Raw genomic sequence first — 25,925 nt, forward strand, 5'->3', positions numbered from 1 at the left:
GCAAGACACCGCCGGAATCCCCAACCGTTAATGGCATGTTAACCTTTCGTTAGGAAACTCGTGACATCAGCAATTTCTTATGAATTTAGCGCAATTTGCCAAGACCACGGCAGGGGGGATCATGCGCGCGTTGATCGTGGAAAATCAAGCGGAGCTCGGCGGCTTGTGGCAACGTCACATGCAGCGTTTGGGTGTAGACGCCGATCTGGTCTTGTCAGAGGCCGACGCACTCGCAGCTCTTGAGGCAGCGGATTATAATGTGATGGTTTTGGATTTGGTGTTGGAAAAGGGCGCGGCACTCGCGCTTTCGGATTACGCCAGCTATCGCCACCCGTCGGTCAAGGTGATCTTTGTCACCAATACCGGTTTCTTTTCCGACGGCTCGATCTTCAACCATTGTGCTAACGCTTGCGCATTTGTGCCAACTGGTACGCCGCCAGATGATCTGGCGGCGATGGTCGAACATTACGGCACAGGTTAAAGTGCTTATCCGCGTCCGTGCGGGGCGTCGTAGTCCAGCACTGGGTTGATCGGAATAATCCGGTTTGGATTGATGCTCTCGTGGCTATAGTGATAGTGGCGTACGATATGATCCAGGTTCACCGTCTCGCGCACGCCTGGTATCTGATACAGTTCGCGCGTAAGGCCCCATAGATTGGGATAATCCACGATCCGACGTCGATTGCATTTGAAATGCAAATGATACACCGGATCAAACCGGATCAGCGTTGTAAATAGCCTCCAATCTGCCTCTGTCAGAATATCACCCATCAGGTAGCGATTGGTCGACAATCGCGCCTCCAGCCAGTCTAAAGTGTCAAACAGCGGATAGACCGCGTCTTCATACGCTTCCTGCGTTGACGAGAACCCGCTTTTGTACACCCCGTTGTTCAACGTGTGATAAATGCGTTCATTCACCTCTTCGATAGCGTCGCGCATCGCTTCCGGCCAGTAATCGAGTATATTTCCTGTGATCCCGTCAAAGGCACTGTTGAACATGCGGATAATCTCGGAACTCTCGTTCGACACGATGGTCTCGTTCTGTTTGTCCCACAAGATCGGCACCGTCACCCGGCCGGAATAGTCGGGGTCCGCGTGGGAATAGAGTTTGTACGCAAACTCGTGCCCATAAAGTGTATCTCCTGATGCGCCTTTGTCAGCGGTTTTGAATGTCCAGCCGTCATCCATCATGTCCGGATGTACGACCGACACGCTGACGTGCTGCTCCAGCCCTTTAAGTGCGCGGAAAATCATCGTGCGGTGGGCCCATGGGCAGGCGTTAGAAACATAGAGGTGATAGCGGCCGCTTTCCGCTTTAAATCCATCGCGCCCACTGGGGCCGGCGCTACCGTCTGCAGTGATCCAATTGCGAAACTGCGCCGCCGAGCGCACGAATTTACCGCCCGTTTCCTTGGTGTCGATCGGGTGTTTCACCCAGTTGCCGTCCAGCATATGTCCCATTGTCACGCTCCCGCTTGTTACCCACCCTATTTAGGTCTCCCTGACTGGGGAGAAAACGCAACACTGCGCAAAGGAGTTGCGCGCTGATGCACATGGTGGACTGTTTCATGAAATGTTGACTTGACCGAATCCATAATGAGCGGAACCCTACGGTCAGGAATGGAGCGCCGCATGTCCACGTATATCCCACCAGAAGTTCAGGCAGGCCTGGATGCCGCACGCAAGAAAGATCGCCGTCGTCGCAACAAGATTCGCGTCGAAGCCGACGGGCAAAGCTTTCGCGTTATCCGCTTTCAGGAGGATGGCTTTACGCTCGATGTCGAAGACGCGCCGCATCTGCGCGGGCTGGTGGACCTGTATGATGGTGGGCGGCATTTTCTGCAATGCCTGATCGTTGCATCCGAAGAGGAAAGCGGTGAAATGCGCTATGAATTCAAGCGGGCGACACCAGCCACGGATCATGCTCCGGTGGATTTTGAGCTGGATGAGTTCGTGCCTGCTGGGCTGATTCCTCAATCCTGATAATCGCCCGGCGCGACAAAAAGACAGAACCGCGCGCCAACGGCGCGCCACGCCCAACCCGCAGGGGCATGGCTTTGCCATGCGCCATAGGGGCGGGAGCATTTCCTTATTGGAGATCCGAAAACGCCGCCTTGAGCCTTTCTGCGGCTTCGGCCACCCGTGACCGCTGTGTCGCCAGATTTACACGCTGGCACAATTCACCGCCAGCGCCAAATCCCGGACCGGACGATGCCGCGATCCGCGCACCGTCCCTAAAGCGGGCGTTGATCTCGTCATAACTCATACCAGTGCCCGCAAAATCCACCCACGCCAGGTAGGTCGACTGCAATGGCATCGACCAAACACCAGGAATGGAGTTCATCGCCTCGTCAAACAGCCGTCGATTGCCGTCCAGATGCGCCATTTGCGCATCCACCCAAGCCGCGCCGGCGGGGGAATATGCCGCTGTAATCATGTCGATCCCAAGCGATGAGGGGCTATAATCCAGCGACTGCTGGGTTTGTTTCATTGTTGCTCGCAACGCGTTGTCGGGAATAATCATCGCGCCCGTGCGCTGCCCGGCGATATTAAACGTCTTGGACGCCGCCACCAGCGTTACGGTGCGATGGCGGTATTCGGGGGCGGCCACATCCATGGGCACAAACGTATTGCCGGCATAGACCAGATCGTGATGCACCTCATCCGACACCAGAATAAGATCATTGCGCTCGGCAAACTCCGCCACAGCGCGCAGCTCCTCTGATGTCCAAACCCGGCCTGACGGGTTCTGCGGCGAGCACCAGAGCAGGACCCGCTCGTCTCCCGACAGGCGTCTCTGAGCGTCGTCAAAATCTATCACATAGGTCTCGCCATCGCGCACCAGTGGTATCTCGACCAACCGCCGCCCGCACTTTTTGGTCTTGTGGGCAAACTCGTGATATACGGGCGAGAAAATCACGACCCCTTCGCCCGGTGCCGCCCATGTCGTAATTGACATGGCAATTGCATTGCCAAGGCCCTGTGAGGTCAAAATCCAATCTGTATCAATGTCCCAGTTGTGCCGGTTGGCCATCCACCATTGCACGGCTGCCTTATACTCCGGGTGATCCCAGCTATAGCCAAAAACGCCCCGCTCTGCCGCCTGCTTGACGGCGTCAATGACACAAGGCGCGGTCTGGTAATCCGAGTCGGCTGTCCACATCGCCAACCCGTCTTCGGCGGGCACACCATAGAGCCGCTGCATCTTATCCCATTTGGTTGAGTTGGTGCCGCGGCGTTCGATGATGGTGTCAAAGTCAAAGGTGGTCATGCAGGTCTCCGTCATGGGCCGAAAGTGGGTCCAAAACGCACGTTACCGCGCTTGCGCGTGGGTGCAACCCTAACTGAACGTGATTTGCCCAACAGGATATCCAACCGCCCCGGTTGCACCAAACGCGCGCTTGTCCTAGATGAAGCGCATGATCAAACCTATTCTTATTCACCCCGATCCCCGGCTCAAGAAAATCTGCGACGCTGTTGATGATTTGACAGATGAACGCCGTGCTTTGGCCAAGGATATGCTAGCGACCATGTATGACGCGCCGGGCATCGGCCTTGCCGCGCCTCAGGTCGGCGTATTAGAGCGCCTGATCGTGCTGGATTGCGTCAAAGACGGCGATCCGGAACCTACTGTGATGTTCAATCCCGAGGTTCTGAGTCACGCGGACGAGACCAATGTTTACGAGGAAGGTTGCCTGTCGATCCCCGATCAATTTGCCGAAGTCACCCGCCCGGCCGAGGTACGCGTCGGCTGGATCGATATCGACGGCAACCCACGGGAAAAAGACTTCGATGGCCTTTGGGCGACTTGTGCGCAGCACGAGATTGATCACCTCAACGGCAAGCTGTTCATTGACTATCTCGGACCAATGAAACGCCAGATGATGACCCGAAAATCCCAAAAGCTAAAGCGCGAGCTGGCTCGCGGATGAGCGTTCTGCCGCTTGTGTTCTGGCCAGACCCACGCCTGTCGCAGCCTTGCGCCCCAGTTGGTGAAGCGGATCACGAAGCGCTGGTCGCCGACATGTTTGACACGCTTTATGCCGCCAAGGGACGCGGCCTTGCTGCACCACAAGTCGGTGTGCTGAGGCGCATTTTTGTCATGGATGTCGGCTGGAAAAGTGGCGATCCCACCCCAGAGGCGTTTCTTGACCCGGTCATCACGGTACGTGAGCAACGTGTCGACGTGCTCGAAGAAGGGTGCCTGTCGATCCCCGGCCTGATGGTGCCAGTCGAACGCCCTGTCGCGATCACACTTGCGTGGCGTGATGCACGTGGCGACATGCATATGCGTGATTTTGACGGGTTCGAGGCGCGATGTATCCAACACGAGATCGACCATCTTGATGGGCGCATAACGCTCGATCATCTTTCATCACAAGACAAGGCCGCCCTGCTGGCCGAATATAAAGGGCCACAATGACCGTTCGCAAATGCCTGCAATGGCCTGATAAACGCCTGCGCACACCCGCTGCGCCAATTTCGGAAATCACCGACGATGTGCGCCGTATCTGGGACGATCTGGTCGACACAATGGAGGCGATGCCCGGTGTCGGCATGGGCGCCAATCAGATTGGCGAGATGCACCGCCTGATCGTGGTTGATGCCTCGGATACGCGCGGCGCGGCGGTGCGGATGGCCAATCCCGAAATTCTGCACGCTTCGATCGAGGATCGCGAGCATGAAGAAGCCAGCCCGAACCTGCCCGGTGTGTCGGCCAAGATCAAACGCCCCCGTGCTGTGACCGTGCGCTTTCTGAACGAAGATGGCATGATTGACCGCAGGGATTACGTGGGCCTCTGGGCCACTTCGGTGCAGCATCAGATTGACCATATCAACGGTAAAATGTTCTTTGATCATCTGTCCAAAACCAAACGCGACATGCTGATCAAAAAGGCGCGCAAGCTCCGTTAACCGGCAAAGGATCTGCCTTATGCGCATTGTCTTTATGGGAACCCCGGATTTTTCCGTTCCAGTGCTCGACGCGCTGGTGGATGCGGGGCATGACATTGTGGCCGTCTATTGTCAGCCGCCACGGCCAGCCGGGCGTGGCAAGAAAGACCGGCCAACACCGGTGCACGCCCGCGCCGAGGCGCTGGGCCTGACCGTACGCCATCCCACGTCTCTCAAGACACCTGATGCGCAAGGCGACTTCTCTGCGTTGGGTTCAGATGTCGCCGTGGTCGTCGCTTACGGTCTGATCCTGCCCCAAGTCGTACTTGATGCGCCCAAGCAAGGGTGCCTCAATATCCATGCCAGCCTGTTGCCACGTTGGCGCGGGGCGGCGCCAATCCATCGCGCCATCATGGCGGGCGATCCTGATACGGGTATCTGCATCATGCAGATGGAGGCCGGGCTCGATACTGGCCCGGTGTTAATGCGATCAAAGACACCCATCCGGGCGGAGGAGACCACCGCCCAGCTGCACGACCGCCTCTCGGATATGGGTGCATCACTCATCGTTGAAACGTTGAACCAGCTCGAAACGCTTGTCCCCGAACCACAGCCCGGCGAGGGTGTTACCTATGCGCACAAGATCGACAAATCTGAGGCGCATATCGACTGGTCCGCGCCTGCGGTTGAGGTTGATCGAAAAATTCGCGGCCTTTCGCCGTTCCCCGGTGCCTGGACCGAGATCGACGGCCAGCGTGTGAAACTGCTTTCCTCACGTCTTGTTGACAGGGGCGGGGCGCCTGGGACAGTGCTGGATGATACGCTCACCATCGCTTGCGGTTCCGGGGCGGTTCAGCTTCTGACCTTGCAACGCGCGGGCAAAGGCGCGCAGGATGCAGAGACCTTTCTGCGGGGCTTTCCTTTGCTCCCCGGTCGCCAGCTTCAGGAGTAGCGGCATGTTCTTTGCATTCTTTGGTACGGTCATCATTGCCGGTATCATCGGTTACGCATCCGAGCGAACCGGGTTTACCCACAACGGCTATATCCCTTCGATCATCATCTGCATCGGCGGAGCATTTCTATTTTTCATGATTTCGCGATTGTTCCACATCGGCTTTGGCAGTCCGGGCATGAACGCGATCATCTCTGCCATTGGTGCCTTGATCATCGTGCCAACGCATTATCGCAAGTGAATGCGAACCGAGTCCTGTGGGGCACACCCCTGAAAAATTGACTAAATTTGTAGACGAACTACCCCACCTCTTGCTAAGCTGACCTCACAATCGCGGCCGTCAAATGAGCCGCACTATATATATGAGGCAGCAGACCAGTGGCATTGTTCGGATTTGGAGGCGACTCCGCCGCGCCAAAAGTGACCGTTGTGACCACCATGAAAGACGAGGGGCCTTACATCCTCGACTGGGTGGCGCATTATCGGGCACTAGGAGCGACGGATATCGTTGTTTACACAAACGACTGTAGCGATCAGACAGACATGATCCTGCGCAATCTCAACCGCATGGGCGAAGTCCATCACCGCTTTAACCGCGTGATGCGACGAGGGCCGCACAAAAGCGCGCTCATGTGGGCGGAACAGGAACCTGTCGTGCGCGAGGCCGATTGGATCCTGGTGGTCGATGTGGACGAGTATCTTCAAATCAATGTGGGCGACGGAACGTTCGGCGCGCTGATCAACGCCTTCCCGGATGTCGACGCGATTTCGCTGGTTTGGCGCATCTTTGGCAATGACGGTGTGCAGGACATGGTCGACACTCCCGTTCCATTGCAGTTCACCCGCACCCAGCCTGCCGAAGGTGCCGAAAACGAGCATCGTTTCTTCAAGACACTGTTTAAAAACGACAAGACCAAATTCAACCGCATGGGCGTTCACCGCCCGTTTATTCAGCAGGACCACGAGCCGATCAATTGGGTCACACCCGATGGCACGCGTTTGGATGATCGTCACGTCAAAGGCGGCCTGCATGTGCGCACAGGCTATGGCTATGATGTGGCCCAGCTAAATCACTATGCGCTACGCTCGATGGACAGCTTTCTCAATAAGCAACGCCGCGGAAGGGCCAACCACGTCAAAGGCAAGATTGATCTCGGTTACTGGCGCAAATTTGACAAGAATGATGTCGAAGATACCACCCTTGCGCAACAGTTTGGCAAAGCTCTCAAGATCAAGGAATTGCTCCTGCGGGACGAGGCGGTCGCCAAGAACCACTTCAAGGCTGTGGAATGGGCTCAGGATCGCGCCCAACGCGCCCGCCGCCAGCCATTGGCTAAGAATTTTCTGGCCAATCTGGCCAAGCGTTACGAACTGGATCAGGCCGCCTGACGGCCCGATCATTCACTTTGTAAAAGGTTTGGGGGAAAGAAATGGCAATTTCCGACACGCTCGCCGTGCGCATCATGGATGTGGTCAAGGAACATGAACTGAGTGGCAACTTTGTTATGCTCGGTCGCCAACGCTGGATTGGCAAACGTCGCAAACGCTCTTCGGCATTGTTCGACGAAACGCTGGCTGAATATTATCCGGGCCTGACCGAAGCCGATCTCAAAAACGCAGAGGACATCTACTCCGAAACGTTTTTTGAAAAAATCGGCTTTGACAAAGTGGACAGCATGGATGTGTCGGAATTTGAAAACGCCACCATTGTTCAAGACCTCGCCGGAGAATTGCCAGAAGACCTTATGAACCGGTTCGATGTTGTCTATGATGGCGGTACTTGTGAGCATGTTTTTGACCTGCCCACGGCCTATCGCAACATCAACAAGATGCTAAAGCCGGGCGGCGTGTTGATTGGTCATTCGCCTTGTAACAACTGGATAAACCACGGGTTTTATCAAATCACCCCGGAAATGGTTTACGGTTTTTGGGAGAAAACACTCGGTTACGAAGTGCTGCAATGTGCGCTGCAACCGATGCTGCCAATGTTTGCTCGCCGTGTCGTGACCACCTCAAACCCCAATGAAACCGGGGTACGTCCGCGTCTGAAGGGCAAGCTGCCCGAAGGGCCGGTGATCCTGACCTACGCTGTGCGAAAACCGCTCAGCGGGGCAGGCGAAGGCGAAAAGGTGTACCAGAGCGACTATACTCAGCGCTGGGCCGAGAGCGACACGTCAATCGCGGCAGAGTAAAGTGCTAAAGAGTTTGCTATCGCTGGCTCAAATGCCGGCGGTGGCACAAACGCTTCCAGGCCACGGCGCAGCCCAGCTATTTCTTTTTGAACGGTGCCATACCCGCGCGGGCCAATTCGTCGGCACGCTCGTTTTCGGGGTGCCCGGCGTGGCCCTTGACCCATTCCCAAGTGACGATGTGCCGTGCCTGAGCCGCGTCCAATCGCTTCCACAGCTCTTCATTCTTGACCGGCTTCTTAGAGGCTGATTTCCAGCCGTTACGTTTCCAGCCATGCACCCATTTGGTGATGCCGTCTTTGACATAGGCGCTGTCGGTCACCACGGTAATGGTCGTCGCCCGCTCCAACGTTTCCAATGCCATGATGGCGGCCATCAGTTCCATCTGGTTATTGGTCGTTCCCGCCGCTCCTCCAGAGAGCTCGCGTTCCTTTAATATGGCGTCCCCGTCCATTGCGCGCATCAGCACACCCCAGCCCCCGGGGCCGGGATTTCCAGAGCAGGCACCATCGGTATAAGCAAACAAATCAGGCATGTGCGGTGACTATGACATATGTCTCCTCGCCACCAGCCAAACCTTTGCCATTTCCGCGTCTTGAGCGCGTAACTTTGAAACCAGCTTCACCCAGCAGCGACTTCAACTCGTCTTCGCCGTAATAGGCGTAAAACCGACCCAGCGAATCCCGCCCTTCGGCCTCGCCCAGCTTCATACCGATATGGAAAACCCCACCGGGTTTCAAAGCGGTGTAAACGCGGGCCAGATACCCTGGAAAAGCTGCTCGCGGGGCGTGCAACAGGCTGAAATTTGCCCAGATCCCATCATAAACGCCTTTTGCCACCAGATCATCAAATGTCGCGACGGTCGCATCTATCCCAAAATCGTCCTTTGCCAGTGCAGCCATTTCAGGGGATGCATCCGTTGCGCTGACCAGAAACCCGTGATTGGCAAATCGCGCCGCCCAATGTCCGGGGCCGCATCCCAGATCAAGTACATGCCCACCCTCAGGCAGCGCACTGACAAAGGCGTCGAAGTCTGGGTCGTGAAACTTGTCCGCAGGCTTGGCAAACCCGTCCGCATATTGCCGTGCTGCCCCGGCATAAACATCCAGCGTCTCTTTGTCCGTCATGGCCTGTTCCTTTGGTCTAATACACGATGGTGATAGCTAGGCAGCTGACAACCACCGCTGTCAGGATCAGGCGCAGCCGCATCCACCAGCGCGGCGCCAATCCCCATTGTGAAAAAGCGTAATCCAACAGCAATAGCCCGGCGAAACCGAACATCAGGTTGGTTGCGGCGCTGACCGGGCCACCGCCGGTCATGAAAAAGGCCCAAAGGGCAGGGATCACCGACAGCGCGTACCCCATGGCGGCGCGTGTGCCTTTGGTCTTGGTGGCAAACCCCCAAAGCACACCAGACATAAACGATAGAATGACCGACCCGTAGAATAGCTGGATATATGGCCCCACAAAGCGTGGTCCTAAAGCACTCGCGCCCCAGTCGGCCAGGGCAGGATTCAATATGGTCACAGCGCCCCACACAAAGGGGACCAGCCCGGCCAGCCCCAAAACAAGCGGCGCGGTGGGGATGTGCCTTACGATGCTCATACCGGCACGTCCCTCAGGACGCGCGGCACTTTGAAATTAACCCGCTCCACGGCGGTTTCCACTACATCGACAGTCACATCGTACCGCGCGCGGAACGCGTCGATCACCTCATTCACCAGAACCTCAGGCGCGCTTGCGCCCGCTGTGATGCCGATGATGCGCACGCCGTCCAGCGCGCGCCAGTCAATGTCGCCGCTGCGTTGAACCAGCTGCGAATAGGCGCAGCCATTTTTGGCGCCCACTTCGACCAGACGACGTGAGTTTGACGAATTCGGCGCGCCGACAACCAGTATCGCGTCTACATCCGGCGCGATGGCCTTGACGGCCTCTTGCCGGTTGGTGGTGGCGTAACAGATGTCTTCTTTATGGGGGCCGACAATCTTGGGAAAGCGCGCGTTCAGCGCCGCGACAATGCCAATCGTGTCATCCACTGATAACGTTGTCTGTGTGACAAATGCCAGTTTTTCCGGATCGCGCACGTCGATGGTCGCCACGTCAGCCTCGGTTTCGACCAGCAAAACCTCTCCATCAGGCAGCTGACCCATAGTGCCCACGGTTTCCGGGTGGCCTTCGTGGCCGATCATAATGATCTGCAATCCGGCATCTGCGTGGCGTTCTGCTTCGATATGAACCTTGCTGACCAGCGGACAGGTGGCATCCACGTAAATCATCTCGCGTCGTTGGGCTTCGGCTGGCACAGCCTTGGGAACACCGTGTGCTGAGAAAATCACAGGTCGGTCTGTTGGACACTCGTCCAACTCTTCGACAAACACCGCGCCCTTTTCGCGCAGCCCGTCTACGACAAACTTATTGTGCACGATTTCGTGGCGGACATAAACGGGGGCGCCCCATTTTGCGAGTGCCATCTCAACGATCTTGATGGCGCGGTCGACGCCCGCGCAAAAACCGCGTGGCGCGGCAAGGTGGATTGTCAAAGGGGGCTTGGTCATGCGTGCCTCAAAATGGGTTTGAGGCATAGGTAAGCATTTGTGTGGTGCCGGTCCAGTGTTTGGCGCGTATCAACGAAAAACCGGGGCGCGAGGCCCCGGTATTCCTGTCATTCCTCAGAGTACTCGACCTCACGGTCGCGTTCTGGCATCGGGTCGCGCGGTGGGCGCCCGATCACTTCGCGCAAACCGTCGAGCTCGATAAAATTGTCCGCCTGACGGCGCAACTCGTCCGAGATCATCGGCGGCTGGCTACGTATAGTCGATACGACCGATACGCGAACACCTTGGCGCTGTAGGCTCTCAACGAGCGGCCGGAAATCCCCATCTCCGGAAAACAGCACAACATGGTCCACATGCGGCGCAAGCTCCATCGCGTCTACCGCCAGCTCAATATCCATGTTCCCCTTGACCTTGCGACGACCTTGGGAGTCTGTGTACTCCTTGGCCGGCTTGGTCACCATGGTAAAGCCGTTGTAGTGCAGCCAGTCCACCAAGGGGCGGATTGGCGAATACTCGTCATTCTCAAGCAAAGCAGTGTAATAAAACGCACGCAGCATCTTGCCACGGCGCATGAATTCTTGCCGAAGAAGTTTGTAATCGATATCGAAGCCCAACGATTTCGCTGCGGCGTACAGATTCGACCCGTCTATGAACAGCGCGAGCCGTTCGTCCTTATAAAACATCAATAATGTCCTTTCTGACTCTGCAGCGCCTTAGAGAAGTCCCGTGAGTAAATAAATTTGCAGGCGCGACAGACCGTATAGGGTAATGAAATTTGCCCTACCTTCAAGGCTACGATCCTGTGATCGCAGCAATACGTTACGAGAGGTTAACAAAAAGTGAACGAAACCTGCCTGTTAGCCCTTGGAGGCAACCTTACGTCACCGTTTGGTGAGCCGGTTGAAACAATATCCGAAGCGTTGAAACACCTGAACAAAGGCGCGATTAAGCTGCTCGCGGTGAGTCGTTTTTTTCAAACCCCGTGTTTCCCCGCCGGAGCCGGACCCGACTATGTAAACGCGGCTGTCGTGGTGCGCACAGCGCTGGATCCCCACGCGCTTTTGATGCGCCTGCACGAGATCGAGGCAGTGTTCGGGCGCGAGCGGGTTCAGCGATGGGGAATGCGCACCCTTGATATTGACCTGATCGCCTTTGGCCAACGCGTATTGCCGGATCAGGATACGCAAATTGCATGGCAGCAAATTGCCCCGGATGCACAAACAAGCGCGACGCCATCAGAGCTGATTCTCCCGCACCCTCGTTTGCAGGATCGGGCCTTTGTGTTGGGCCCGCTTTGTGACGTGTCGCCCACATGGGTTCACCCCCTGCTTGGGCGTACTCTGGCGGAAATCTATTCGCAATTGCCGCAATCTGAACGTGATGCGTTGGTTTCGCTGTGATTCAATGCTTGTCAAGGGGCGCAAACCTCCTTACATACACGACTTCTTATCCGATCCGTCAAAACTGGAGTGCCCATGGCCCGCGTTACCGTAGAAGATTGCGTCGACAAGGTTCAGAACCGTTTCGAGCTGGTCATGCTCGCCTCTCACCGTGCGCGTGAGATTTCGTCAGGTACACCGATCACGCTGGACCGCGACAACGACAAGAACCCCGTTGTTGCCTTGCGCGAGATTGCCGAAGAGACCCAGACCGCTGATGAACTGCGTGAGCGTCTGATCGAAAGCAATCAGACCCAGATCGAAGTTGACGAGCCTGAAGAGGACCGTATGGCCCTGTTGATGGGCGCCGAAAGCGACGCCCCGGCCGAGGACGATATGTCCGAAGAAAAACTTCTGCGCGCCCTTATGGAAGCGCAAGGCCAAGGCTGATCCAACTGCATTTCAGGTAGGCACTCAATGATTCCGGCAGACGATCTTGTCGACCTTGTAAGCGCCTATAACCCGAAATCTAACACTGCGCTTATACGCGCGGCCTATGAATATGGCCGCGCTATGCACGATGGTCAGACTCGCCGGTCTGGCGAACCGTATTTCTCGCATCCCATCGAAGTGGCAATGATCCTTGCCGGTCAGCATCTTGATGATGGTACCATCATCACGGCCTTGCTGCATGACACAATCGAAGACACCGACGCGTCTTATGACGAGGTGGCTGAAAAGTTTGGCAAAGATATTGCCGTAATGGTTGATGGTGTCACCAAGCTGACCAATCTTCAGCTCAGCTCGACCGAGACCAAACAGGCTGAAAATTTCCGCAAACTCTTCATGGCCATGTCCAAAGACCTGCGGGTCATTCTGGTCAAGCTTGCCGACCGTCTGCACAACATGCGCACGATCAGGGCGATGAAGTTTGAAAAGCAGCAACAAAAGGCGCGGGAGACGATGGATATCTATGCGCCTCTGGCAGGTCGCATGGGCATGCAGTGGATGCGCGACGAGCTCGAGGACCTTGCGTTCCGGGTATTGAACGCTGAAGGGCGCGCCTCGATCATCCGTCGTTTTATCACGTTGCAAAAAGAGACAGGTGACGTGGTTGAGCGTATCACCGCAGATATGAAGACCGAGCTGGCCAAACAGAACATCGACGCAATTGTCGTGGGGCGGGCCAAGAAACCCTATTCGATCTGGCGCAAAATGCAGACCAAGGAACAAGGGTTTTCCCGTCTCTCTGACATCTATGGGTTTCGGATCATCACGCAGAATGAAAACGACTGCTACGGGGCGCTTGGTGCAATTCACCAACGCTGGCGTGCAGTGCCCGGTCGTTTCAAAGATTACATCAGCCAGCCCAAATCCAACGGGTATCGTTCCATTCACACCACCGTCTCCGGTCGTGACGGACGCCGGGTCGAAGCGCAGATTCGCACACAACAGATGCATGACGTGGCCGAATCGGGTGTGGCGGCGCATTGGTCGTACAAGGATGGCGTGCGCGGCGAAAACCCGTTTGCCGTTGACCCTGTAAAGTGGATCAGTGGCCTGTCGGAACAATTCGGCGCAGAGGACGACCACGAGGATTTCCTCGAGGCCGTCAAGCTTGAAATGTACCCGGATCAGGTGTTCTGCTTTACGCCCAAAGGTGAGGTGGTCAAACTGCCCCGTGGCGGTACGCCGCTCGACTTCGCGTATGCAATCCATACACGGATTGGCCACGCTTGTGTCGGTGCGAAAATCGACCACGTGCGCGTTCCCCTATGGACGCGGGTCAAAAACGGCCAGTCGGTCGAAATCATCACCGCAGAAGGCCAGATGCCGCAGGCAACCTGGCTGGACATCGCGATCACCGGCAAGGCGCGCACCGCCATTCGCCGCGCCCTGCGCGAGATGGATCGCGAACGGTTTGTGCGTCTGGGCGCACAGCTCGCGCGGTCCGGCTTTGAAAACATGGGGAAAAAAGCCACTGACAAGGTTTTGGACCTCGCCGCCAAGAACCTGCGCCTGAAGGAAAAAGACGAGGTTCTCGCCCGCCTCGGTTCGGCTGAATTGTCGGTGCAGCAGGTGTTGCAATCTGTCTATCCCGACTTGGCGCCCACCCAAGCCGAAGAAGTGCCTTCGGATCGTGCTGTCATTGGTCTCACACCGGACCAAAGCTCGTTGCGCGCGCCGTGTTGCCAGCCCTTGCCAGGGGAACGCATCGTTGGGATCACCATGCGCGGCAAGGGTGTCGAGGTGCACGCGATTGATTGCGACACACTTGGCAGCTTCGAACACCAACCAGAACGTTGGCTCGACTTGCATTGGGACGCAGGAAAACACCAGCCGATCTATGCTGTTCAGTTGTGGCTGACGATTGGTAATGACTCTGGGGTACTGGGACGTATTTGCACATTGATTGGTGAGCAGGGGGCGAATATCTCAGACCTTGTATTCGTGGACCGCAAGCCGGATTTCTTTCGCCTGCTGATTAGCGTCGACCTGAGCGACGCATCGCATCTGCATCGCCTGATGCTGGCTTTGGAAGCAGAGACCGACGTGGCGGAAATCGAGCGTTACCGCAACCCAGATAAGGCCGGCCAATCGGTCGGGTCCTAAACCGCAAAGGAACCGCTGCCCGTGGTATTCAAGCGCCGCGATAAAAGGCCCTTTCTCCAGATCGTGGCAGAGATCTTTTATCCGCGCGGCGGCTGGAAGCGGGCGTTCTATTACGTCCGCCATCGCCTGCATCGGTTGCCCGGCAGTCCTGAGTTTATTGCACGTGGTATCTGGTGCGGTGTGTTCACCACGTTCACACCATTCTACGGGCTGCATTTCTTTATTGCGGCGTTCTTGGCACGCTTGCTTTCGGGTAACATCCTCGCTGCGTTGCTGGCGACGTTCTTTGGTAACCCGCTGACCTATCTGCCGATTGGTATCGCCTCTCTCAAAACCGGGCACTTCTTGCTTGGGACCGAATTTCACGAAGGCGCACATCAGTCGCTTGCCGCCAAATTCGCCAATGCCGCCGCAGATTTGTGGCACAATTTCTGGTCCCTCTTTGACGATCACGAACCGGATTGGCACGGGCTCAAGATTTTTTATGACGAGGTTTTTTATCCCTACATGATCGGTGGCATCCTACCCGGTATTCTTGCTGCAACTGTGATGTATTACCTGTCGGTTCCGGTGATCCGAGCCTATCAGAAGCGCCGCTCAGCGCGGGTTCAGAAAAAGATTGCTAAAGCTGTTGCAAAAGCCGCTCGTGCCGCCGCGCCAGAAAAAGGCAAACCCTGAGAGAATCCGGTTTTCTTGGCCCGGTGCCCGTCATAGTGTCACCCGTACGAGAAACGAATTGTCCAAAGGTGATCCAATGCTGCGTCTTGGTGTGAATATCGACCATGTTGCCACTGTCCGGAATGCGCGCGGTGGTTCCTATCCTGATCCTGTGCGCGCAGCCAAAATGGCTGAAGCTGCCGGGGCCGACGGCATTACGGCCCACCTGCGCGAGGATCGTCGCCATATTCTGGATGGCGACATCGATGCGCTGATGGAAAACCTCACTGTGCCGCTCAACTTCGAGATGGCCGCAACCGACGAGATGCAGGCCATCGCCCTGCGCCACAAACCCCATGCCGTCTGCATCGTGCCGGAAAAGCGCGAGGAGAAAACCACCGAAGGCGGGCTCGAAGTGGCGCGCGAGGAAAACAAACTGGCGCACTACATTGCGCCCCTGCGTGAAGTGGGCTGTCGTGTGTCGATCTTTATCGCGGCTGATCCGGCCCAGATCGAAGCCGCCAACCGCATTGGCGCGCAGGTCATAGAACTGCACACCGGCGCTTATTGTGATCTCCATGCCGAGGGACGGTTTGAAGAGCGTGACGCCGAACTCAAACGCCTGACCGAGATGGCCACTTTCGCCGACTCTCTCGGCCTCGAAGTGCACGCAGGTCACGGCCTGACCTTTGACACGGTTCAACCCGTTGCAGCATTGCCAGAAGTCATGGAACTCAACATCGGTCATTTCCTGATTTCCGAGGCGATTTTTACGGGCATTGAACCGGTGATCCACGAAATGCGCCGCCTGATGGATGTCGCGCGTGGCCCAACCGAGCAATAGGCCCGACATGACATTAAACCTGCGAAAATACGCCCAGCTTTATATTCTGCTTGCCGTGCTGGTGGTTGTGGCATCGTTTGGCCTGTCGCTGGTCAATATCGACATGCCAACCGGGCTGAGCACCATTTTGCCACCGATGGTGGCTGCCCAAATGCTTGGCGCGAAACACGGCGAGGCCACGGGGGCACCTTTGGCCAAGGGCGAAGCGTGGCGATTGGCGGTCCCAATGACGGTTTGTGCCGTTGTGGTTCAGATTGTGCTTGGCGTTGTGTGGGGGGGCGTCATGATGGCTTCGGGTGTTGATCTGATGGCGACCTTTGGGACCGTTGGCTTGCCCGGTCTGGCGATTGTATTTGGCCTGATGATTTTGATCATCTATCTGGTCAACCGCGCCTTCCTTGGACTGGGCGTTCGCAATGGCATGCGCGCGGCGCAGCGAAAGGCCGCCAAATGATGATCACACCCGAGTTCATGGCCATCTGGGTCGCTTGGTTGCTTGCGGGTGGCTCTCCGGGGCCGGCCACGATGGGTATTGCGGGCACGGCAATGTCTTCTGGACGCAAGCCTGCATTTGCTTTTGCGCTCGGCATCCTTGCCGGATCGGCCAGTTGGGGCATTGCCGCCGCGCTGGGTTTATCCGCGCTGATGCTGGCCAATGCATGGGTGTTCGAGCTACTCCGCTATTTGGGTGCTGCGTATCTCGGCTGGCTGGCGATCAAGGCACTGCGCCGCGCCGCTACGTCCGGCGGGGCCGCGCCTGGTACGCCGTTCTCGGGTGATTTCAGAACCCTTTTTGCTAAGGGCACCGCCATACACCTAACCAACCCTAAAGCGATCCTCAGCTGGGGCGCGATCTATGCGATTGTTGCCCCTGCGGATGCAACACCCGCGACGCTCTTTGCCTATTTCGCCATGCTCTACGCAGGTTCGATCATGATTTTTATCGGCTATGCGTTCCTGTTTTCCTCGGCCCGCGCAGTACGTGCTTATGCTCGCGCCAGCCGCTGGTTCGATCTGGCCTTTGCCGGGTTCTTCGGGCTGGCAAGCTTCAAAATTCTCACCGCTCGATTGGAGGCTTGAGATGAGATACGCGAGCTTTTTGGCGTGCGCTTTGGTGGCGATCGCAACGACAAAGCCCACTGAACTAGTCGCACAAGAGGCTTTTGACTGTGACTGGCCCGCGCGCGCCGAAGCGATTGTAGAACCATGGAGCGAGAACACGCGTACATTTGCGAATGGAGAAGTGCGCCTTGCGTTGCTCGATACAATAGAACCCGCGGCGGCGGCATTTCACATCCTCATTCTTTCTCCTCCCTATGATGAGGTTGGCGGTCGCCAATGCAAAACGCTGAGCCTCGCCGAAGGCATTGGCTTTGCCGGAGTGGATTTTGGCCAGCTTCAAGCGGGCTATGACCCTGCCGTTGGTTTGGTCTTTGACGTATCAGCCGGAGAATATGATACCGGGAGCGGAACAACAGGAATGCAGCATTTGCGCTTTACGTTAAATCAGGCCACGGGCGAAATACGAGCGTTCTGGCCATGATCCTCGGCATCGGCACAGACCTTGCGAATATTGACCGTGTTGCTGGAACGCTGGAACGGTTCGGAGATCGGTTTCGCAACCGTGTCTTTACCCAAACAGAGCTGGCCAAGGCTGCTCGCCGCCGGGACGAGGCAGGCACGCTTGCCAAACGCTGGGCTGCCAAGGAAGCCTGCTCCAAGGCGCTTGGTACGGGGCTTGCCATGGGGATCAGCTGGAAGGACATGGCCGTGTCCAACATGCGCACAGGCCAGCCGATCATGGCCGTCACCGGATGGGCGGAAAAACGCCTTGCCGAGATGACCCCACCGGACCACGAAGCGATCATTCACGTCACATTGACGGACGATCACCCATGGGCACAGGCCTTTGTCGTGATCGAGGCCCGCCCCATAACCGCGCCGTCGGGTTCTGCGCCGGGTTGACACCCCGCGCCTGTCCCCTCATGTAACCCGCAATCAGGCAACCGGAGAGAGCACAATGGCAGAAAAGGCCAAGAAAGACGGCGGCATCGTCGAGACGATCAAGACAGTCGTCTACGCATTGCTGATCGCAGGCGTATTCCGCACCTTGTTCTTTCAACCGTTCTGGATCCCCTCGGGGTCGATGAAGGACACGTTGCTGATTGGTGATTTCCTGTTCGTCAACAAGATGACCTACGGCTACTCCTATGCCTCATGTCCGTCGATCCGCATCCCGGCGTTGGGTGTGAATGTTGACGCCAAATCCATCTGTGGCTGGGCCGATGGCGACAACACACGTCTGTTCGGCGGCGAGCCAGAGCGTGGCGACGTTGTGGTGTTCCGCCACCCGGTGACCGGCTTTGATTTCATCAAACGTCTGATCGGTCTGCCCGGTGACAAGATTCAGGTGATCGGTGGCGTAGTGCAGATAAACGGCGAAGCGGTGAAACTCGAGGACGACGGCGTGTTCCAAGAAGTTTATGGCCCACAAGGGCCGCAGGGCAATCGCCCCCGCTGCGAAAACGGGCCGGTCGGAAATGGTGGTGCCTGTGTCAAGTCCCGCCAGATCGAGACCCTGCCCAACGGTGCCGCATATGGCATCCTCAACATTACCACGCAAGGGTCGGACAACACGGGTATCTACACGGTTCCAGAGGGCCACTACTTCTTCATGGGCGACAACCGCGACAACTCTACCGACAGCCGCGTGCCGCAGGCCGCACGTGGCGTAGGTTTCGTGCCATATGAAAACCTGATCGGCCGCGCGGATCGCATCATGTTCTCTTCAGCTGGTAAATCCATGTTCGCCTTCTGGACGTGGCGCAGCGATCGGTTTTTCAAAGGGGTCAATTGAAGCTCTCGGCAGAACTAAAGGCGCTAGAGGCGCGGTTGGGGCACAAATTCACCCGTCCCGAGCTGTTGCTGCGCGCGGTGACACACTCCTCCATGTCCTCAACCACGCGCGAAGATAATCAGCGATTGGAATTCCTTGGCGACCGGGTGCTTGGCCTTGTCATGTCCGAGGCGCTTTTGGCGCATGACCGGCACGCGTCCGAGGGTCAGCTGGCCCCGCGTTTCAACGCGCTGGTCCGCAAAGAGGCCTGCGCCGACGTGGCCCGCCAGATTGATCTGGGCGATGCTCTGAAATTGGGACGCTCAGAGATGATGTCAGGTGGGCGGCGCAAACAGGCGCTGCTGGGTGACGCGATGGAGGCGGTGATCGCCGCCGTTTACAAGGACGCCGGGTTTGAAGTCGCGCGCGACCTGATCCTGCGCCTCTGGGGCAGTCGGATCGACACGGTCGAGGCCGACGCCCGCGACCCCAAGACCAGCCTTCAGGAATGGGCACAGGGCAGAGGGCTCAACCCGCCAACTTATGAAATGGTGAAACGTTCCGGCCCGGATCACGCGCCCGTGTTCACCATCGCGGTACAGTTGGGCAACGGCGACAGCGCCGAGGCGACCGACAATTCCAAACGCAAAGCCGAACAGGCCGCTGCCAAAGCGCTTTTGGCACAGCTCGAGCGCTCGTAACCACTATGTCTGCGAACCTGCGGGGCAGTTTGGCGATGGTATTGGCCATGGCGACCTTTGCCATTGAGGACGCCCTGTTCAAATTCGCTTCGACTTCACTGCATGTCGGGCCCGCGCTCACCATTTTTGGCGTGTTGGGCATGGCCATCTTTGCCGGAATGTCGATGTTTGCCAAAGAACCAGTCTTTCATCCGGCGGTTTTGTCCCCGGCCATGATGCTGCGGTCCATTAGCGAACTTGCCGGGCGGCTCTTCTTCGCGCTGGCCCTCGCATTGACACCGCTTTCTACCACATCCGCCATTTTGCAATCAGCACCGTTGGTCGTAACACTTGGCGCGGTCCTATTCCTAGGTGCACGTGTCGGGCCGCGACGGTGGATTGCTATGGGTGTCGGTTTCCTTGGCGTCTTGCTGATCTTGCGCCCAACACCGTCCAGTTTTGAGGCGACATCGGTATTCGCTGTGCTGGCCACTCTGGGATTTGCCGGGCGCGATCTGGCCACTTCTGTCAGCCCAAAAACCATGTCAGGGCATCAGTTGGGCACGCTTGGCTTTCTGGTCCTGATTATTGCCGGGCTGATCCTGACCCCGCTTTATGGCTTGCCCGACCAGTTGCCAGACATGCCGGTGCTGGGGGCCATCGTGCTTGCGTCTTGTGTTGGCGTCATTGCCTATAACGCGCTGACGGTCGCCATGCGCACCGGTGACATCTCTGTGGTGACCCCGTTCCGCTATTCGCGTCTGCTGTTTGCGCTTGTCTTTGCGGTTCTGTGGTTTGGCGAACGCCCCGACTTGCTAACTTTGCTTGGTGCTGTGCTGATCGTGGCCAGCGGTCTTTATGCGCTGGTCCGCTCTGGTGGGCAGATCCCGTCCGCCTCAGGGCGCTAGCTTCATCAACCAGCCCACCAGAGATTGCCTGCTCACACCCACTAGCCCTTTGCCTTCAAATCCGCTAGAGACTGCGCTTCAACGTAGAAAGAGCCCATCCATGACCACACGCGCCGGATTCGTCGCCCTGATCGGAGAGCCCAACGCGGGCAAATCCACGCTCACCAACCAGATGGTGGGTGCCAAGGTGTCGATCGTCACTCACAAGGTCCAGACCACCCGCGCCCGCATTCGCGGCGTGGCACTTGAAGGCGACAGCCAGCTTGTCTTTGTCGACACGCCCGGTCTGTTCCGCCCGCGGCGCCGTTTGGATCGCGCAATGGTCGCTGCCGCGTGGGGTGGGGCGGCTGACGCCGATGTCATCGTCCTCATGGTCGAGGCGCATCGTGGCATCACAGAAGGGGTTGAGGTTATTCTCGATCGCCTGAAGGAGATTGGCGAGGGCCGCAAAATCGCGCTGGCCATCAACAAAATTGATCGGGTCAAATCCGAAGTCCTGCTGGCGCTGACCAAAAATCTCAATGACCGTTTCCCCTTCATGGACACGTTCATGATTTCCGCAGAAAAGGGCCACGGCTGTGACACGCTGCGCAAATGGCTGGCTCAGGAATTGCCCGAGGGGCCTTGGCTTTACCCCGAGGATCAGATTGCCGACCTGCCCATGCGTATGATCGCGGCTGAGATGACCCGCGAGAAACTGACACTGCGCCTGCATCAGGAGCTGCCTTACCAGCTGACCGTTGAAACCGAACATTGGGAAGAGCGCAAAGATGGCTCTGCCCGTGTGGACCAGATCATTTATGTCATGCGCGACGGCCACAAAGGCATCGTGCTGGGTAACAAGGGCGAGACGGTCAAGGCCGTGTCCAAGGCCGCGCGCGAGGAATTGACTGAATTCCTGGGCCGAAAAGTGCACCTGTTCCTTCAGGTCAAAGTGCGCCCCAACTGGCTCGAAGAATCCGAGCGTTACTCGGAAATGGGGCTGGATTTCAAAGACGGAAACGCATGAAGGCCAACAGGAACCATGTCACGGCGCCAATGCCGCACATTCCAATAGCCATGCGCAAAGGCAGGCGTGCCTCTGTCCCCATTAGGCCCCAGATGTCCACCGCGACAAAGGCCATCATGGACATGGCCAAAACGCGCGCGCCGCGTGGCATTTTGAATTCTTGGATCTGAATTTTCTTGTTCACTGCCGATACTCTTGTTCCGGCCGTGTGCGACCTTATGATTTGATCGCCATCATCGACGGGAAAGTATTACCATGAAGTTAACGGCTGAGTTCTGGGTGCAGGCTTACCTGACACGGCTGCGGCTTTATGCGATCCCTGCCTTTGTTGTCGCGCATGGCGACAACACCGCCGGGGCGGTGCTGATCAAGCTCAACACGTTGAACGGTCAGGCCAAGGTGTTCCAGCGTAGCTTTGATCTCATGACCGGCGAACGGCGCTGGATGGTTCTGGCCGAAGGCGCGGAGGTCGAGGTTGATGCCTCATTGGCTAAGCAACGCAGCTTTGACCCAGACGCTTGGGTGATTGAGGTCGAAGATCGCGAGGGTCGTCACCTGCTCGACGAACCCGGCCTCTCTGACTAAACTCCGGCCTCTAATTCCTCTGGTCTTTCTGCCCGTCCCACGCTTCACTGTGTTCAAAGGAGCCCTTTATGGACTGGCGCGACCAAGGCATCGTTCTCAGCACGCGAAAACACGGCGAAAACTCTGTGATCCTCAACGTGTTCACACCCGATCACGGCCGTCACGCGGGCATTGTGCGCGGTGGCACCTCGCGCAAGATGACGCCTATTCTGCAACCTGGCGGGCAAGTTGACCTCGCCTGGCGTGCCCGCTTAGAGGATCATATCGGCAGCTTCACGGTGGAACCGTTGCGCAGCCGCGCCGCCGTGCTTTCTGATCGCCTTGCCTTGGCCGGGCTAAATGCCGTCACCGCGCTCTTGTCGTTTTGCCTGCCCGAGCGTGAACCCCATCCGAAATTCTATGCCCGCACCGAGCCGCTTTTGGACCTGTTGGGGCAAAACGATCTCTGGCCGCTTGCTTACCTGCGTTGGGAAACTGCGCTGCTCGAAGAGATGGGCTTTGGCCTTGATCTCTCGGAATGTGCCGTGACTGGCACAACCGAAGGCCTCGTATACGTTTCTCCGAAATCCGGTCGTGCGGTGTCGGCCAAAGGCGCGGGGGAATGGGCGGATCGTCTCCTACCGCTTCCGCCCTGTCTGCGCGGCGAGGGCAATTCACCCGACGTGGAAATTGCGCAAGCTTTCCACACCACCGGCTTCTTTCTTGCTGAAAAACTGGCCCCTGAACTGGGGCACAAACCACTGCCCGAGGCGCGGGGCCGGTTTGTCGATCTGTTCACCCGTCGTCTGCCGCGCTGAACACCATCTCGCGCCCGTCGTCCGTGCTCAGGATCAATCGATCGCCGGACACTTCCACAAGGCTCATGGCCTGCAAATCCGCAAACACGGTTGCCTCATCTGGGGTGCACGCCATCTCGGTTGTACTGAACGCTTCCAGAACAAACCACGGATAAGGCGCAGTTTGTTGCGCAGCAAAGGCATTGCACGGTCCGGTTCCCTGAACGGTGCCGCCAGGTTGCAGTTGTAAGGTCAACCGTACGTTCGTCGGTACTCCGTCAACCTGTTGCAGCGTCCAGTCATAATCCGCTCCGCCGTACTGGGTTACGGTTTCATCGCGCAGGCACGCGGCCAGCGGTAAAAGTGCAATAAACAGGATCAGGCGCATGGCCTTAATCGTACAGAGCCAAAATCAGATCGACCAGTGTTCCTAACGCGGCGTCGTTCACTTCTCCGTCACGCCGTGACAGGTCCGCCATCCCAAGGTTGGCCGCATAAAGAATACGCGCCAGTTCCGGGTTTGACAGGCCGTTCTCGGATAACGTGGATTGCAGATGTGACAACCGCGCCTGATCGACACGTTCGACCGCTGCGGCCACGTCGGCGTTATCATGCGCCCATGCTCGAATGGAAGGCTCCAAAACTGCGCCGCTGACCGAATCGGTGACCTGCCCAGAGGTAATCTGGCTCAGGTGCCGCAGCTTCTGAGCTGGGGGTAGATCATGGGCCGAACCGGCTTCCAGATCGTTGATCGCGCGGTGCTCCCACTGGTCCATCATGGCGGCATGAAAGGCGTGCACGTCTTTGAAATGCCAGTAGAAAGACCCCTTGGTTGTCTTAAGCCGACGCGCCAATGGCTCGGCCTTAAGCGCGGTTGGACCCTGAGAGATCAGAGCTTCAAAACCGGCGGCAACCCAAAGGTCAGGGGAGAGGCGTGTACTGGACATGGCCTAAGTGGTAGGCTGTCGCTCTTCATTATGCAAGCGCAGCATTGTCGCGCCGCAGTGCGGCGTAAACCATCGCACCGTTGCGCATCCCTTGGCGTCAATAGCCCGCTGCGTTAATCCCACCGGTTTCTGATATCCACACCGACACAATACCGACGTAATACCGACGTGTTGCCGATGTACCAATTTTGGCGAAACACGGCCCATTTACCCTTGGGTCAAAGGGAAAAGAAAACCCCGCCTGCGTCACTTTGGAAACGAGCGGGGCCAGCATTTAGGAACTGTTAGTATCTTACCCCAACAGGCGCCGTGCAATCACCTGCGCCTGAATTTCGGCAGCACCTTCAAAGATGTTCAGGATACGCGCGTCACACAGGATGCGGCTGATCTGGTACTCTAGGGCAAAGCCATTGCCGCCATGGATCTGCAACGCATTATCTGCGCTGGCCCATGCCACACGCGCGCCCAATAGCTTGGCCATGCCTGCTTCAAGATCACACCGATGCCCGTGATCCTTCTCCCAAGCGCTGAAATAGGTGAGCTGACGAGCGACAATAATCTCCACCGCCATCATTGCCAGTTTGCCGGCCACGCGCGGGAATTCGATCAGCGATTTGCCAAACTGTTTGCGGTCTTCGCCATACTGCAACCCAACTTCCAGCGCATTCTGTGCCACACCAATTGCACGCGCAGCGGTCTGGATGCGGGCCGCCTCGAATGTCTTCATCAGCTGCTTAAAGCCTTGCCCCTCTTCGCCGCCCAACAGGTTTTCACCCTTGACCTTGAAGCCGTCAAAGCCCAGCTCGTATTCTTTCATGCCGCGATAGCCCAGCACCTCGATTTCGCCACCGGTCATACCGTCGGTTGGAAAGGGATCTTCGTCGGTACCCGGTGTCTTTTCCGCAAGGAACATCGACAGACCGCGATGATCCGTGCTGTTTGGATCGGTGCGCGCCAGCAATGTCATCACATGGGTGCGGGCGGCATGTGTGATCCATGTCTTGTTGCCGGTAACTTCCCAGTCACCCTCATCCGTCTTGACCGCGCGTGTGCGCAGGCTGCCAAGGTCGGAACCGGTGTTTGGCTCGGTAAACACAGCCGTTGGCAGGATTTCAGCCGATGCAAGTTTTGGAAGCCACTTCTGCTTCTGTTCTTCGGTGCCGCCAGCCTCGATTAGCTCTGCAGCGATCTCTGGCCTTGTACCCAAGGATCCAACCCCAATATAACCGCGCGACAGCTCTTCGGTTACAACCACCATTGATGCTTTGGACAGGCCCATGCCGCCGTATTCTTCTGGGACAGTTAGGCCAAACACCCCCATTTCGCCCAGTTCCTCAATGATCTCCATCGGGATCAGCTGGTCATTAAGGTGCCATTCATGAGCATTTGGCGCGATCCTTTCGTCAGCATATCGACGGAACTGTTCACGGATCATCTCCAGTTCTTCGTCCAGACCACTGGCGCCGAATGTGGCGTGCCCGGAATTGTTGCGCATCAACTCAACCAGCCGCATACGCGCGGCTTGCGTGTTGCCCTTGTCGCATAGCGTCATGACCTCGGGAGCCATCAGCGTGCGCATGTCGTCCTGACCCAAACCCATATCCTGCAGGCGTACGATTTCATTCTGGCTCATCGAGATGCCGCCATAGACCTGCCAGAGGTATTCACCAAAAGCGATCTGATGCAGTAGCTGTTCCATTTCGCCAAATGCGCCGTCTGCCTGCAACCGTTCTGCCCATGCCTGCATCTGACGTAATGACTGTGCATAAGTGGCCAACCAAGCCAGGCCATGCGCGGCAGTCTGATGAAATTCGATTAGTTTTGCAGAAACTTTACCATTTTCGGTTACCAATTCACGGACCCGCGCGGTGGCTGTGTCCAGAACGGTGTCGACCGGGGCCAAAGCCGCGCCGGTCAGTGTCAGAAGATCGGGGAGAATCACTGATTCTGTCATTGTCAGGTCCTGTCCATCATGGGCCATTACACTATGTCCTCAATTGCTGCACTGCATTGCTGCACCGTGACATAATTCTTTTGCACATGCAGCGCAACAAAAATACGAATGCTGCGCTGTTTTTAACTTTTTATTGCGCACCGATTTT

35 protein-coding genes are annotated in these 25,925 nt (G+C 57.2%); 24 read left to right on the plus strand and 11 right to left on the minus strand.

All coding sequences use genetic code 11. The features are described 5' to 3' along the window. Positions 1–79 precede the first annotated feature (79 nt). Complete coding sequence (locus tag CLV88_RS17490; protein WP_423827742.1) at positions 80–481, plus strand: hypothetical protein; 402 nt, start codon at positions 80–82, stop codon at positions 479–481. A 5-nt stretch (positions 482–486) separates the two neighbouring features. Here the strand turns inward: CLV88_RS17490 and CLV88_RS17495 are convergent, their stop codons facing one another. After that, the gene (locus tag CLV88_RS17495; protein WP_106609704.1) at positions 487–1,461 is read right to left on the minus strand and encodes a glutathione S-transferase family protein; all 975 of its coding nucleotides are present in this window, start codon (positions 1,459–1,461) and stop codon (positions 487–489) included. 171 nt (positions 1,462–1,632) lie between these two features. Here CLV88_RS17495 and CLV88_RS17500 point away from each other — a divergent pair, with 171 nt between their 5' ends. Beyond that, positions 1,633–1,983: a hypothetical protein gene (locus tag CLV88_RS17500; protein WP_106609772.1), complete on the plus strand. Its 351-nt coding sequence runs from the start codon at positions 1,633–1,635 to the stop codon at positions 1,981–1,983. Positions 1,984–2,089: 106 nt separating this feature from the next. Here the strand turns inward: CLV88_RS17500 and CLV88_RS17505 are convergent, their stop codons facing one another. Further along, entirely contained in the window at positions 2,090–3,271 is a 1,182-nt protein-coding gene (locus tag CLV88_RS17505) for a MalY/PatB family protein (RefSeq protein WP_106609705.1), read from the minus strand. A 148-nt stretch (positions 3,272–3,419) separates the two neighbouring features. Here CLV88_RS17505 and def (CLV88_RS17510) point away from each other — a divergent pair, with 148 nt between their 5' ends. The 7 genes from def (CLV88_RS17510) to CLV88_RS17540 all read left to right on the plus strand — a co-directional run bounded on the left by def (CLV88_RS17510) (position 3,420) and on the right by CLV88_RS17540 (position 8,037). Continuing rightward, a complete protein-coding gene (gene def, locus CLV88_RS17510; protein WP_106609773.1) occupies positions 3,420–3,932 on the plus strand; it encodes a peptide deformylase in 513 nt (170 codons plus the stop codon). After that, the gene (gene def / locus CLV88_RS17515) at positions 3,929–4,423 is read left to right on the plus strand and encodes a peptide deformylase (protein ID WP_106609706.1); all 495 of its coding nucleotides are present in this window, start codon (positions 3,929–3,931) and stop codon (positions 4,421–4,423) included. Before def (CLV88_RS17510) ends, def (CLV88_RS17515) begins: the two co-directional genes overlap by 4 nt. Beyond that, positions 4,420–4,914 carry a peptide deformylase gene (gene def / locus CLV88_RS17520; RefSeq protein ID WP_106609707.1) on the plus strand — a complete coding sequence of 165 codons (495 nt, stop codon included), beginning with the start codon at positions 4,420–4,422 and terminating at the stop codon, positions 4,912–4,914. The genes def (CLV88_RS17515) and def (CLV88_RS17520) overlap by 4 nt, the downstream gene beginning before the upstream one ends. A gap of 19 nt (positions 4,915–4,933) precedes the next feature. After that, positions 4,934–5,845, plus strand: a complete 912-nt coding sequence (gene fmt, locus CLV88_RS17525) for a methionyl-tRNA formyltransferase (RefSeq protein WP_106609708.1) — start codon at positions 4,934–4,936, stop codon at positions 5,843–5,845. Between the two features lie 4 nt (positions 5,846–5,849). Next, positions 5,850–6,086: a hypothetical protein gene (locus tag CLV88_RS17530; protein WP_106609709.1), complete on the plus strand. Its 237-nt coding sequence runs from the start codon at positions 5,850–5,852 to the stop codon at positions 6,084–6,086. Positions 6,087–6,223: 137 nt separating this feature from the next. Then, positions 6,224–7,234 (plus strand): glycosyltransferase family 2 protein, encoded by a 1,011-nt coding sequence (locus tag CLV88_RS17535; protein ID WP_106609710.1) that lies wholly within the window; start codon positions 6,224–6,226, stop codon positions 7,232–7,234. A 41-nt stretch (positions 7,235–7,275) separates the two neighbouring features. After that, the gene (locus CLV88_RS17540) at positions 7,276–8,037 is read left to right on the plus strand and encodes a class I SAM-dependent methyltransferase (RefSeq protein WP_106609711.1); all 762 of its coding nucleotides are present in this window, start codon (positions 7,276–7,278) and stop codon (positions 8,035–8,037) included. Positions 8,038–8,113: 76 nt separating this feature from the next. Here CLV88_RS17540 and rnhA read toward each other — a convergent pair whose 3' ends face one another. The 5 genes from rnhA to CLV88_RS17565 all read right to left on the minus strand — a co-directional run bounded on the left by rnhA (position 8,114) and on the right by CLV88_RS17565 (position 11,272). After that, on the minus strand, positions 8,114–8,569 hold the full coding sequence (gene rnhA, locus CLV88_RS17545) for a ribonuclease HI (RefSeq protein WP_106609712.1): 456 nt from the start codon (positions 8,567–8,569) through the stop codon (positions 8,114–8,116). Next, the gene (locus tag CLV88_RS17550; protein ID WP_106609713.1) at positions 8,562–9,161 is read right to left on the minus strand and encodes a class I SAM-dependent methyltransferase; all 600 of its coding nucleotides are present in this window, start codon (positions 9,159–9,161) and stop codon (positions 8,562–8,564) included. The genes rnhA and CLV88_RS17550 overlap by 8 nt, the downstream gene beginning before the upstream one ends. Positions 9,162–9,177: 16 nt before the next feature. Then, positions 9,178–9,639: a DUF3429 domain-containing protein gene (locus CLV88_RS17555; RefSeq protein WP_106609714.1), complete on the minus strand. Its 462-nt coding sequence runs from the start codon at positions 9,637–9,639 to the stop codon at positions 9,178–9,180. Beyond that, the gene (gene ispH / locus CLV88_RS17560) at positions 9,636–10,589 is read right to left on the minus strand and encodes a 4-hydroxy-3-methylbut-2-enyl diphosphate reductase (RefSeq protein ID WP_106609715.1); all 954 of its coding nucleotides are present in this window, start codon (positions 10,587–10,589) and stop codon (positions 9,636–9,638) included. Before ispH ends, CLV88_RS17555 begins: the two co-directional genes overlap by 4 nt. A 107-nt stretch (positions 10,590–10,696) precedes the next feature. Beyond that, on the minus strand, positions 10,697–11,272 hold the full coding sequence (locus CLV88_RS17565; RefSeq protein ID WP_106609716.1) for a LabA-like NYN domain-containing protein: 576 nt from the start codon (positions 11,270–11,272) through the stop codon (positions 10,697–10,699). Between the two features lie 156 nt (positions 11,273–11,428). On the opposite strand from CLV88_RS17565, the gene folK reads away from it, so the two are divergent. The 13 genes from folK (at position 11,429) to era (ending at position 21,515) form a co-directional block, all read left to right on the plus strand. After that, the gene (folK, locus tag CLV88_RS17570) at positions 11,429–11,989 is read left to right on the plus strand and encodes a 2-amino-4-hydroxy-6-hydroxymethyldihydropteridine diphosphokinase (protein ID WP_106609717.1); all 561 of its coding nucleotides are present in this window, start codon (positions 11,429–11,431) and stop codon (positions 11,987–11,989) included. Positions 11,990–12,064: 75 nt separating this feature from the next. Then, positions 12,065–12,418, plus strand: coding sequence for a DNA-directed RNA polymerase subunit omega (gene rpoZ / locus CLV88_RS17575; protein WP_106609718.1), 354 nt, complete (start codon positions 12,065–12,067; stop codon positions 12,416–12,418). Positions 12,419–12,445: 27 nt separating this feature from the next. Further along, positions 12,446–14,581 carry a RelA/SpoT family protein gene (locus CLV88_RS17580; protein ID WP_106609719.1) on the plus strand — a complete coding sequence of 712 codons (2,136 nt, stop codon included), beginning with the start codon at positions 12,446–12,448 and terminating at the stop codon, positions 14,579–14,581. Positions 14,582–14,602: 21 nt separating this feature from the next. Further along, positions 14,603–15,259: a DUF2062 domain-containing protein gene (locus CLV88_RS17585; protein ID WP_106609720.1), complete on the plus strand. Its 657-nt coding sequence runs from the start codon at positions 14,603–14,605 to the stop codon at positions 15,257–15,259. Positions 15,260–15,335: 76 nt separating this feature from the next. Next, a complete protein-coding gene (locus CLV88_RS17590; protein WP_106609721.1) occupies positions 15,336–16,082 on the plus strand; it encodes a pyridoxine 5'-phosphate synthase in 747 nt (248 codons plus the stop codon). A gap of 7 nt (positions 16,083–16,089) precedes the next feature. Continuing rightward, complete coding sequence (locus tag CLV88_RS17595) at positions 16,090–16,536, plus strand: ABZJ_00895 family protein (RefSeq protein ID WP_106609722.1); 447 nt, start codon at positions 16,090–16,092, stop codon at positions 16,534–16,536. Further along, positions 16,533–17,162 carry a LysE family translocator gene (locus tag CLV88_RS17600; protein ID WP_423827743.1) on the plus strand — a complete coding sequence of 210 codons (630 nt, stop codon included), beginning with the start codon at positions 16,533–16,535 and terminating at the stop codon, positions 17,160–17,162. Before CLV88_RS17595 ends, CLV88_RS17600 begins: the two co-directional genes overlap by 4 nt. A gap of 1 nt (position 17,163) precedes the next feature. Next, positions 17,164–17,625, plus strand: coding sequence for a hypothetical protein (locus CLV88_RS17605; RefSeq protein WP_106609723.1), 462 nt, complete (start codon positions 17,164–17,166; stop codon positions 17,623–17,625). Next, the gene (gene acpS / locus CLV88_RS17610) at positions 17,622–18,047 is read left to right on the plus strand and encodes a holo-ACP synthase (protein WP_106609724.1); all 426 of its coding nucleotides are present in this window, start codon (positions 17,622–17,624) and stop codon (positions 18,045–18,047) included. Before CLV88_RS17605 ends, acpS begins: the two co-directional genes overlap by 4 nt. Positions 18,048–18,102: 55 nt before the next feature. Beyond that, on the plus strand, positions 18,103–18,939 hold the full coding sequence (gene lepB, locus CLV88_RS17615; protein ID WP_106609725.1) for a signal peptidase I: 837 nt from the start codon (positions 18,103–18,105) through the stop codon (positions 18,937–18,939). Then, positions 18,936–19,619: a ribonuclease III gene (gene rnc, locus CLV88_RS17620; RefSeq protein WP_106609726.1), complete on the plus strand. Its 684-nt coding sequence runs from the start codon at positions 18,936–18,938 to the stop codon at positions 19,617–19,619. The genes lepB and rnc overlap by 4 nt, the downstream gene beginning before the upstream one ends. Positions 19,620–19,624: 5 nt before the next feature. Further along, the gene (locus CLV88_RS17625; protein ID WP_106609727.1) at positions 19,625–20,506 is read left to right on the plus strand and encodes a DMT family transporter; all 882 of its coding nucleotides are present in this window, start codon (positions 19,625–19,627) and stop codon (positions 20,504–20,506) included. A gap of 100 nt (positions 20,507–20,606) precedes the next feature. Next, positions 20,607–21,515: a GTPase Era gene (gene era / locus CLV88_RS17630; protein WP_106609728.1), complete on the plus strand. Its 909-nt coding sequence runs from the start codon at positions 20,607–20,609 to the stop codon at positions 21,513–21,515. Here the strand turns inward: era and CLV88_RS17635 are convergent. Further along, entirely contained in the window at positions 21,496–21,699 is a 204-nt protein-coding gene (locus CLV88_RS17635) for a hypothetical protein (protein ID WP_106609729.1), read from the minus strand. The genes era and CLV88_RS17635 overlap by 20 nt on opposite strands. 71 nt (positions 21,700–21,770) lie before the next feature. Between CLV88_RS17635 and CLV88_RS17640 the strand changes: the two genes are divergently transcribed. After that, positions 21,771–22,100, plus strand: coding sequence for a DUF1491 family protein (locus CLV88_RS17640; RefSeq protein WP_106609730.1), 330 nt, complete (start codon positions 21,771–21,773; stop codon positions 22,098–22,100). 68 nt (positions 22,101–22,168) lie between these two features. Next, positions 22,169–22,897, plus strand: coding sequence for a DNA repair protein RecO (gene recO, locus CLV88_RS17645; RefSeq protein WP_106609731.1), 729 nt, complete (start codon positions 22,169–22,171; stop codon positions 22,895–22,897). On the opposite strand, the gene CLV88_RS17650 is transcribed toward recO, so the two are convergent. From CLV88_RS17650 to CLV88_RS17660, 3 genes are all read right to left on the minus strand, one after another. Then, the gene (locus CLV88_RS17650; RefSeq protein ID WP_106609732.1) at positions 22,875–23,264 is read right to left on the minus strand and encodes an META domain-containing protein; all 390 of its coding nucleotides are present in this window, start codon (positions 23,262–23,264) and stop codon (positions 22,875–22,877) included. The two genes, recO and CLV88_RS17650, sit on opposite strands and share 23 nt — an antisense overlap. 4 nt (positions 23,265–23,268) lie before the next feature. Continuing rightward, positions 23,269–23,823, minus strand: coding sequence for a TetR/AcrR family transcriptional regulator (locus tag CLV88_RS17655; protein WP_106609733.1), 555 nt, complete (start codon positions 23,821–23,823; stop codon positions 23,269–23,271). A 292-nt stretch (positions 23,824–24,115) separates the two neighbouring features. Next, on the minus strand, positions 24,116–25,804 hold the full coding sequence (locus CLV88_RS17660) for an acyl-CoA dehydrogenase family protein (RefSeq protein ID WP_106609734.1): 1,689 nt from the start codon (positions 25,802–25,804) through the stop codon (positions 24,116–24,118). Positions 25,805–25,925: the final 121 nt, after the last annotated feature.

The organism is Shimia abyssi (assembly GCF_003014475.1).
GTDB lineage: Bacteria > Pseudomonadota > Alphaproteobacteria > Rhodobacterales > Rhodobacteraceae > Shimia > Shimia abyssi.

Bases quoted from the DNA above. Each gene is read 5' to 3' on its own strand.
- CLV88_RS17490 (WP_423827742.1), top strand. From the start codon at position 80: ATGAATTTAGCGCAATTTGCCAAGACCACGGCAGGGGGGATCATGCGC.
- CLV88_RS17495 (WP_106609704.1), bottom strand. From the start codon at position 1,461: ATGGGACATATGCTGGACGGCAACTGGGTGAAACACCCGATCGACACC.
- CLV88_RS17500 (WP_106609772.1), top strand. From the start codon at position 1,633: ATGTCCACGTATATCCCACCAGAAGTTCAGGCAGGCCTGGATGCCGCA.
- CLV88_RS17505 (WP_106609705.1), bottom strand. From the start codon at position 3,271: ATGACCACCTTTGACTTTGACACCATCATCGAACGCCGCGGCACCAAC.
- def (WP_106609773.1), top strand. From the start codon at position 3,420: ATGATCAAACCTATTCTTATTCACCCCGATCCCCGGCTCAAGAAAATC.
- def (WP_106609706.1), top strand. From the start codon at position 3,929: ATGAGCGTTCTGCCGCTTGTGTTCTGGCCAGACCCACGCCTGTCGCAG.
- def (WP_106609707.1), top strand. From the start codon at position 4,420: ATGACCGTTCGCAAATGCCTGCAATGGCCTGATAAACGCCTGCGCACA.
- fmt (WP_106609708.1), top strand. From the start codon at position 4,934: ATGCGCATTGTCTTTATGGGAACCCCGGATTTTTCCGTTCCAGTGCTC.
- CLV88_RS17530 (WP_106609709.1), top strand. From the start codon at position 5,850: ATGTTCTTTGCATTCTTTGGTACGGTCATCATTGCCGGTATCATCGGT.
- CLV88_RS17540 (WP_106609711.1), top strand. From the start codon at position 7,276: ATGGCAATTTCCGACACGCTCGCCGTGCGCATCATGGATGTGGTCAAG.
- rnhA (WP_106609712.1), bottom strand. From the start codon at position 8,569: ATGCCTGATTTGTTTGCTTATACCGATGGTGCCTGCTCTGGAAATCCC.
- CLV88_RS17550 (WP_106609713.1), bottom strand. From the start codon at position 9,161: ATGACGGACAAAGAGACGCTGGATGTTTATGCCGGGGCAGCACGGCAA.
- CLV88_RS17555 (WP_106609714.1), bottom strand. From the start codon at position 9,639: ATGAGCATCGTAAGGCACATCCCCACCGCGCCGCTTGTTTTGGGGCTG.
- ispH (WP_106609715.1), bottom strand. From the start codon at position 10,589: ATGACCAAGCCCCCTTTGACAATCCACCTTGCCGCGCCACGCGGTTTT.
- CLV88_RS17565 (WP_106609716.1), bottom strand. From the start codon at position 11,272: ATGTTTTATAAGGACGAACGGCTCGCGCTGTTCATAGACGGGTCGAAT.
- rpoZ (WP_106609718.1), top strand. From the start codon at position 12,065: ATGGCCCGCGTTACCGTAGAAGATTGCGTCGACAAGGTTCAGAACCGT.
- CLV88_RS17580 (WP_106609719.1), top strand. From the start codon at position 12,446: ATGATTCCGGCAGACGATCTTGTCGACCTTGTAAGCGCCTATAACCCG.
- CLV88_RS17590 (WP_106609721.1), top strand. From the start codon at position 15,336: ATGCTGCGTCTTGGTGTGAATATCGACCATGTTGCCACTGTCCGGAAT.
- CLV88_RS17595 (WP_106609722.1), top strand. From the start codon at position 16,090: ATGACATTAAACCTGCGAAAATACGCCCAGCTTTATATTCTGCTTGCC.
- CLV88_RS17600 (WP_423827743.1), top strand. From the start codon at position 16,533: ATGATGATCACACCCGAGTTCATGGCCATCTGGGTCGCTTGGTTGCTT.
- CLV88_RS17605 (WP_106609723.1), top strand. From the start codon at position 17,164: ATGAGATACGCGAGCTTTTTGGCGTGCGCTTTGGTGGCGATCGCAACG.
- acpS (WP_106609724.1), top strand. From the start codon at position 17,622: ATGATCCTCGGCATCGGCACAGACCTTGCGAATATTGACCGTGTTGCT.
- lepB (WP_106609725.1), top strand. From the start codon at position 18,103: ATGGCAGAAAAGGCCAAGAAAGACGGCGGCATCGTCGAGACGATCAAG.
- CLV88_RS17625 (WP_106609727.1), top strand. From the start codon at position 19,625: ATGTCTGCGAACCTGCGGGGCAGTTTGGCGATGGTATTGGCCATGGCG.
- era (WP_106609728.1), top strand. From the start codon at position 20,607: ATGACCACACGCGCCGGATTCGTCGCCCTGATCGGAGAGCCCAACGCG.
- CLV88_RS17640 (WP_106609730.1), top strand. From the start codon at position 21,771: ATGAAGTTAACGGCTGAGTTCTGGGTGCAGGCTTACCTGACACGGCTG.
- recO (WP_106609731.1), top strand. From the start codon at position 22,169: ATGGACTGGCGCGACCAAGGCATCGTTCTCAGCACGCGAAAACACGGC.
- CLV88_RS17650 (WP_106609732.1), bottom strand. From the start codon at position 23,264: ATGCGCCTGATCCTGTTTATTGCACTTTTACCGCTGGCCGCGTGCCTG.
- CLV88_RS17655 (WP_106609733.1), bottom strand. From the start codon at position 23,823: ATGTCCAGTACACGCCTCTCCCCTGACCTTTGGGTTGCCGCCGGTTTT.
- CLV88_RS17660 (WP_106609734.1), bottom strand. From the start codon at position 25,804: ATGGCCCATGATGGACAGGACCTGACAATGACAGAATCAGTGATTCTC.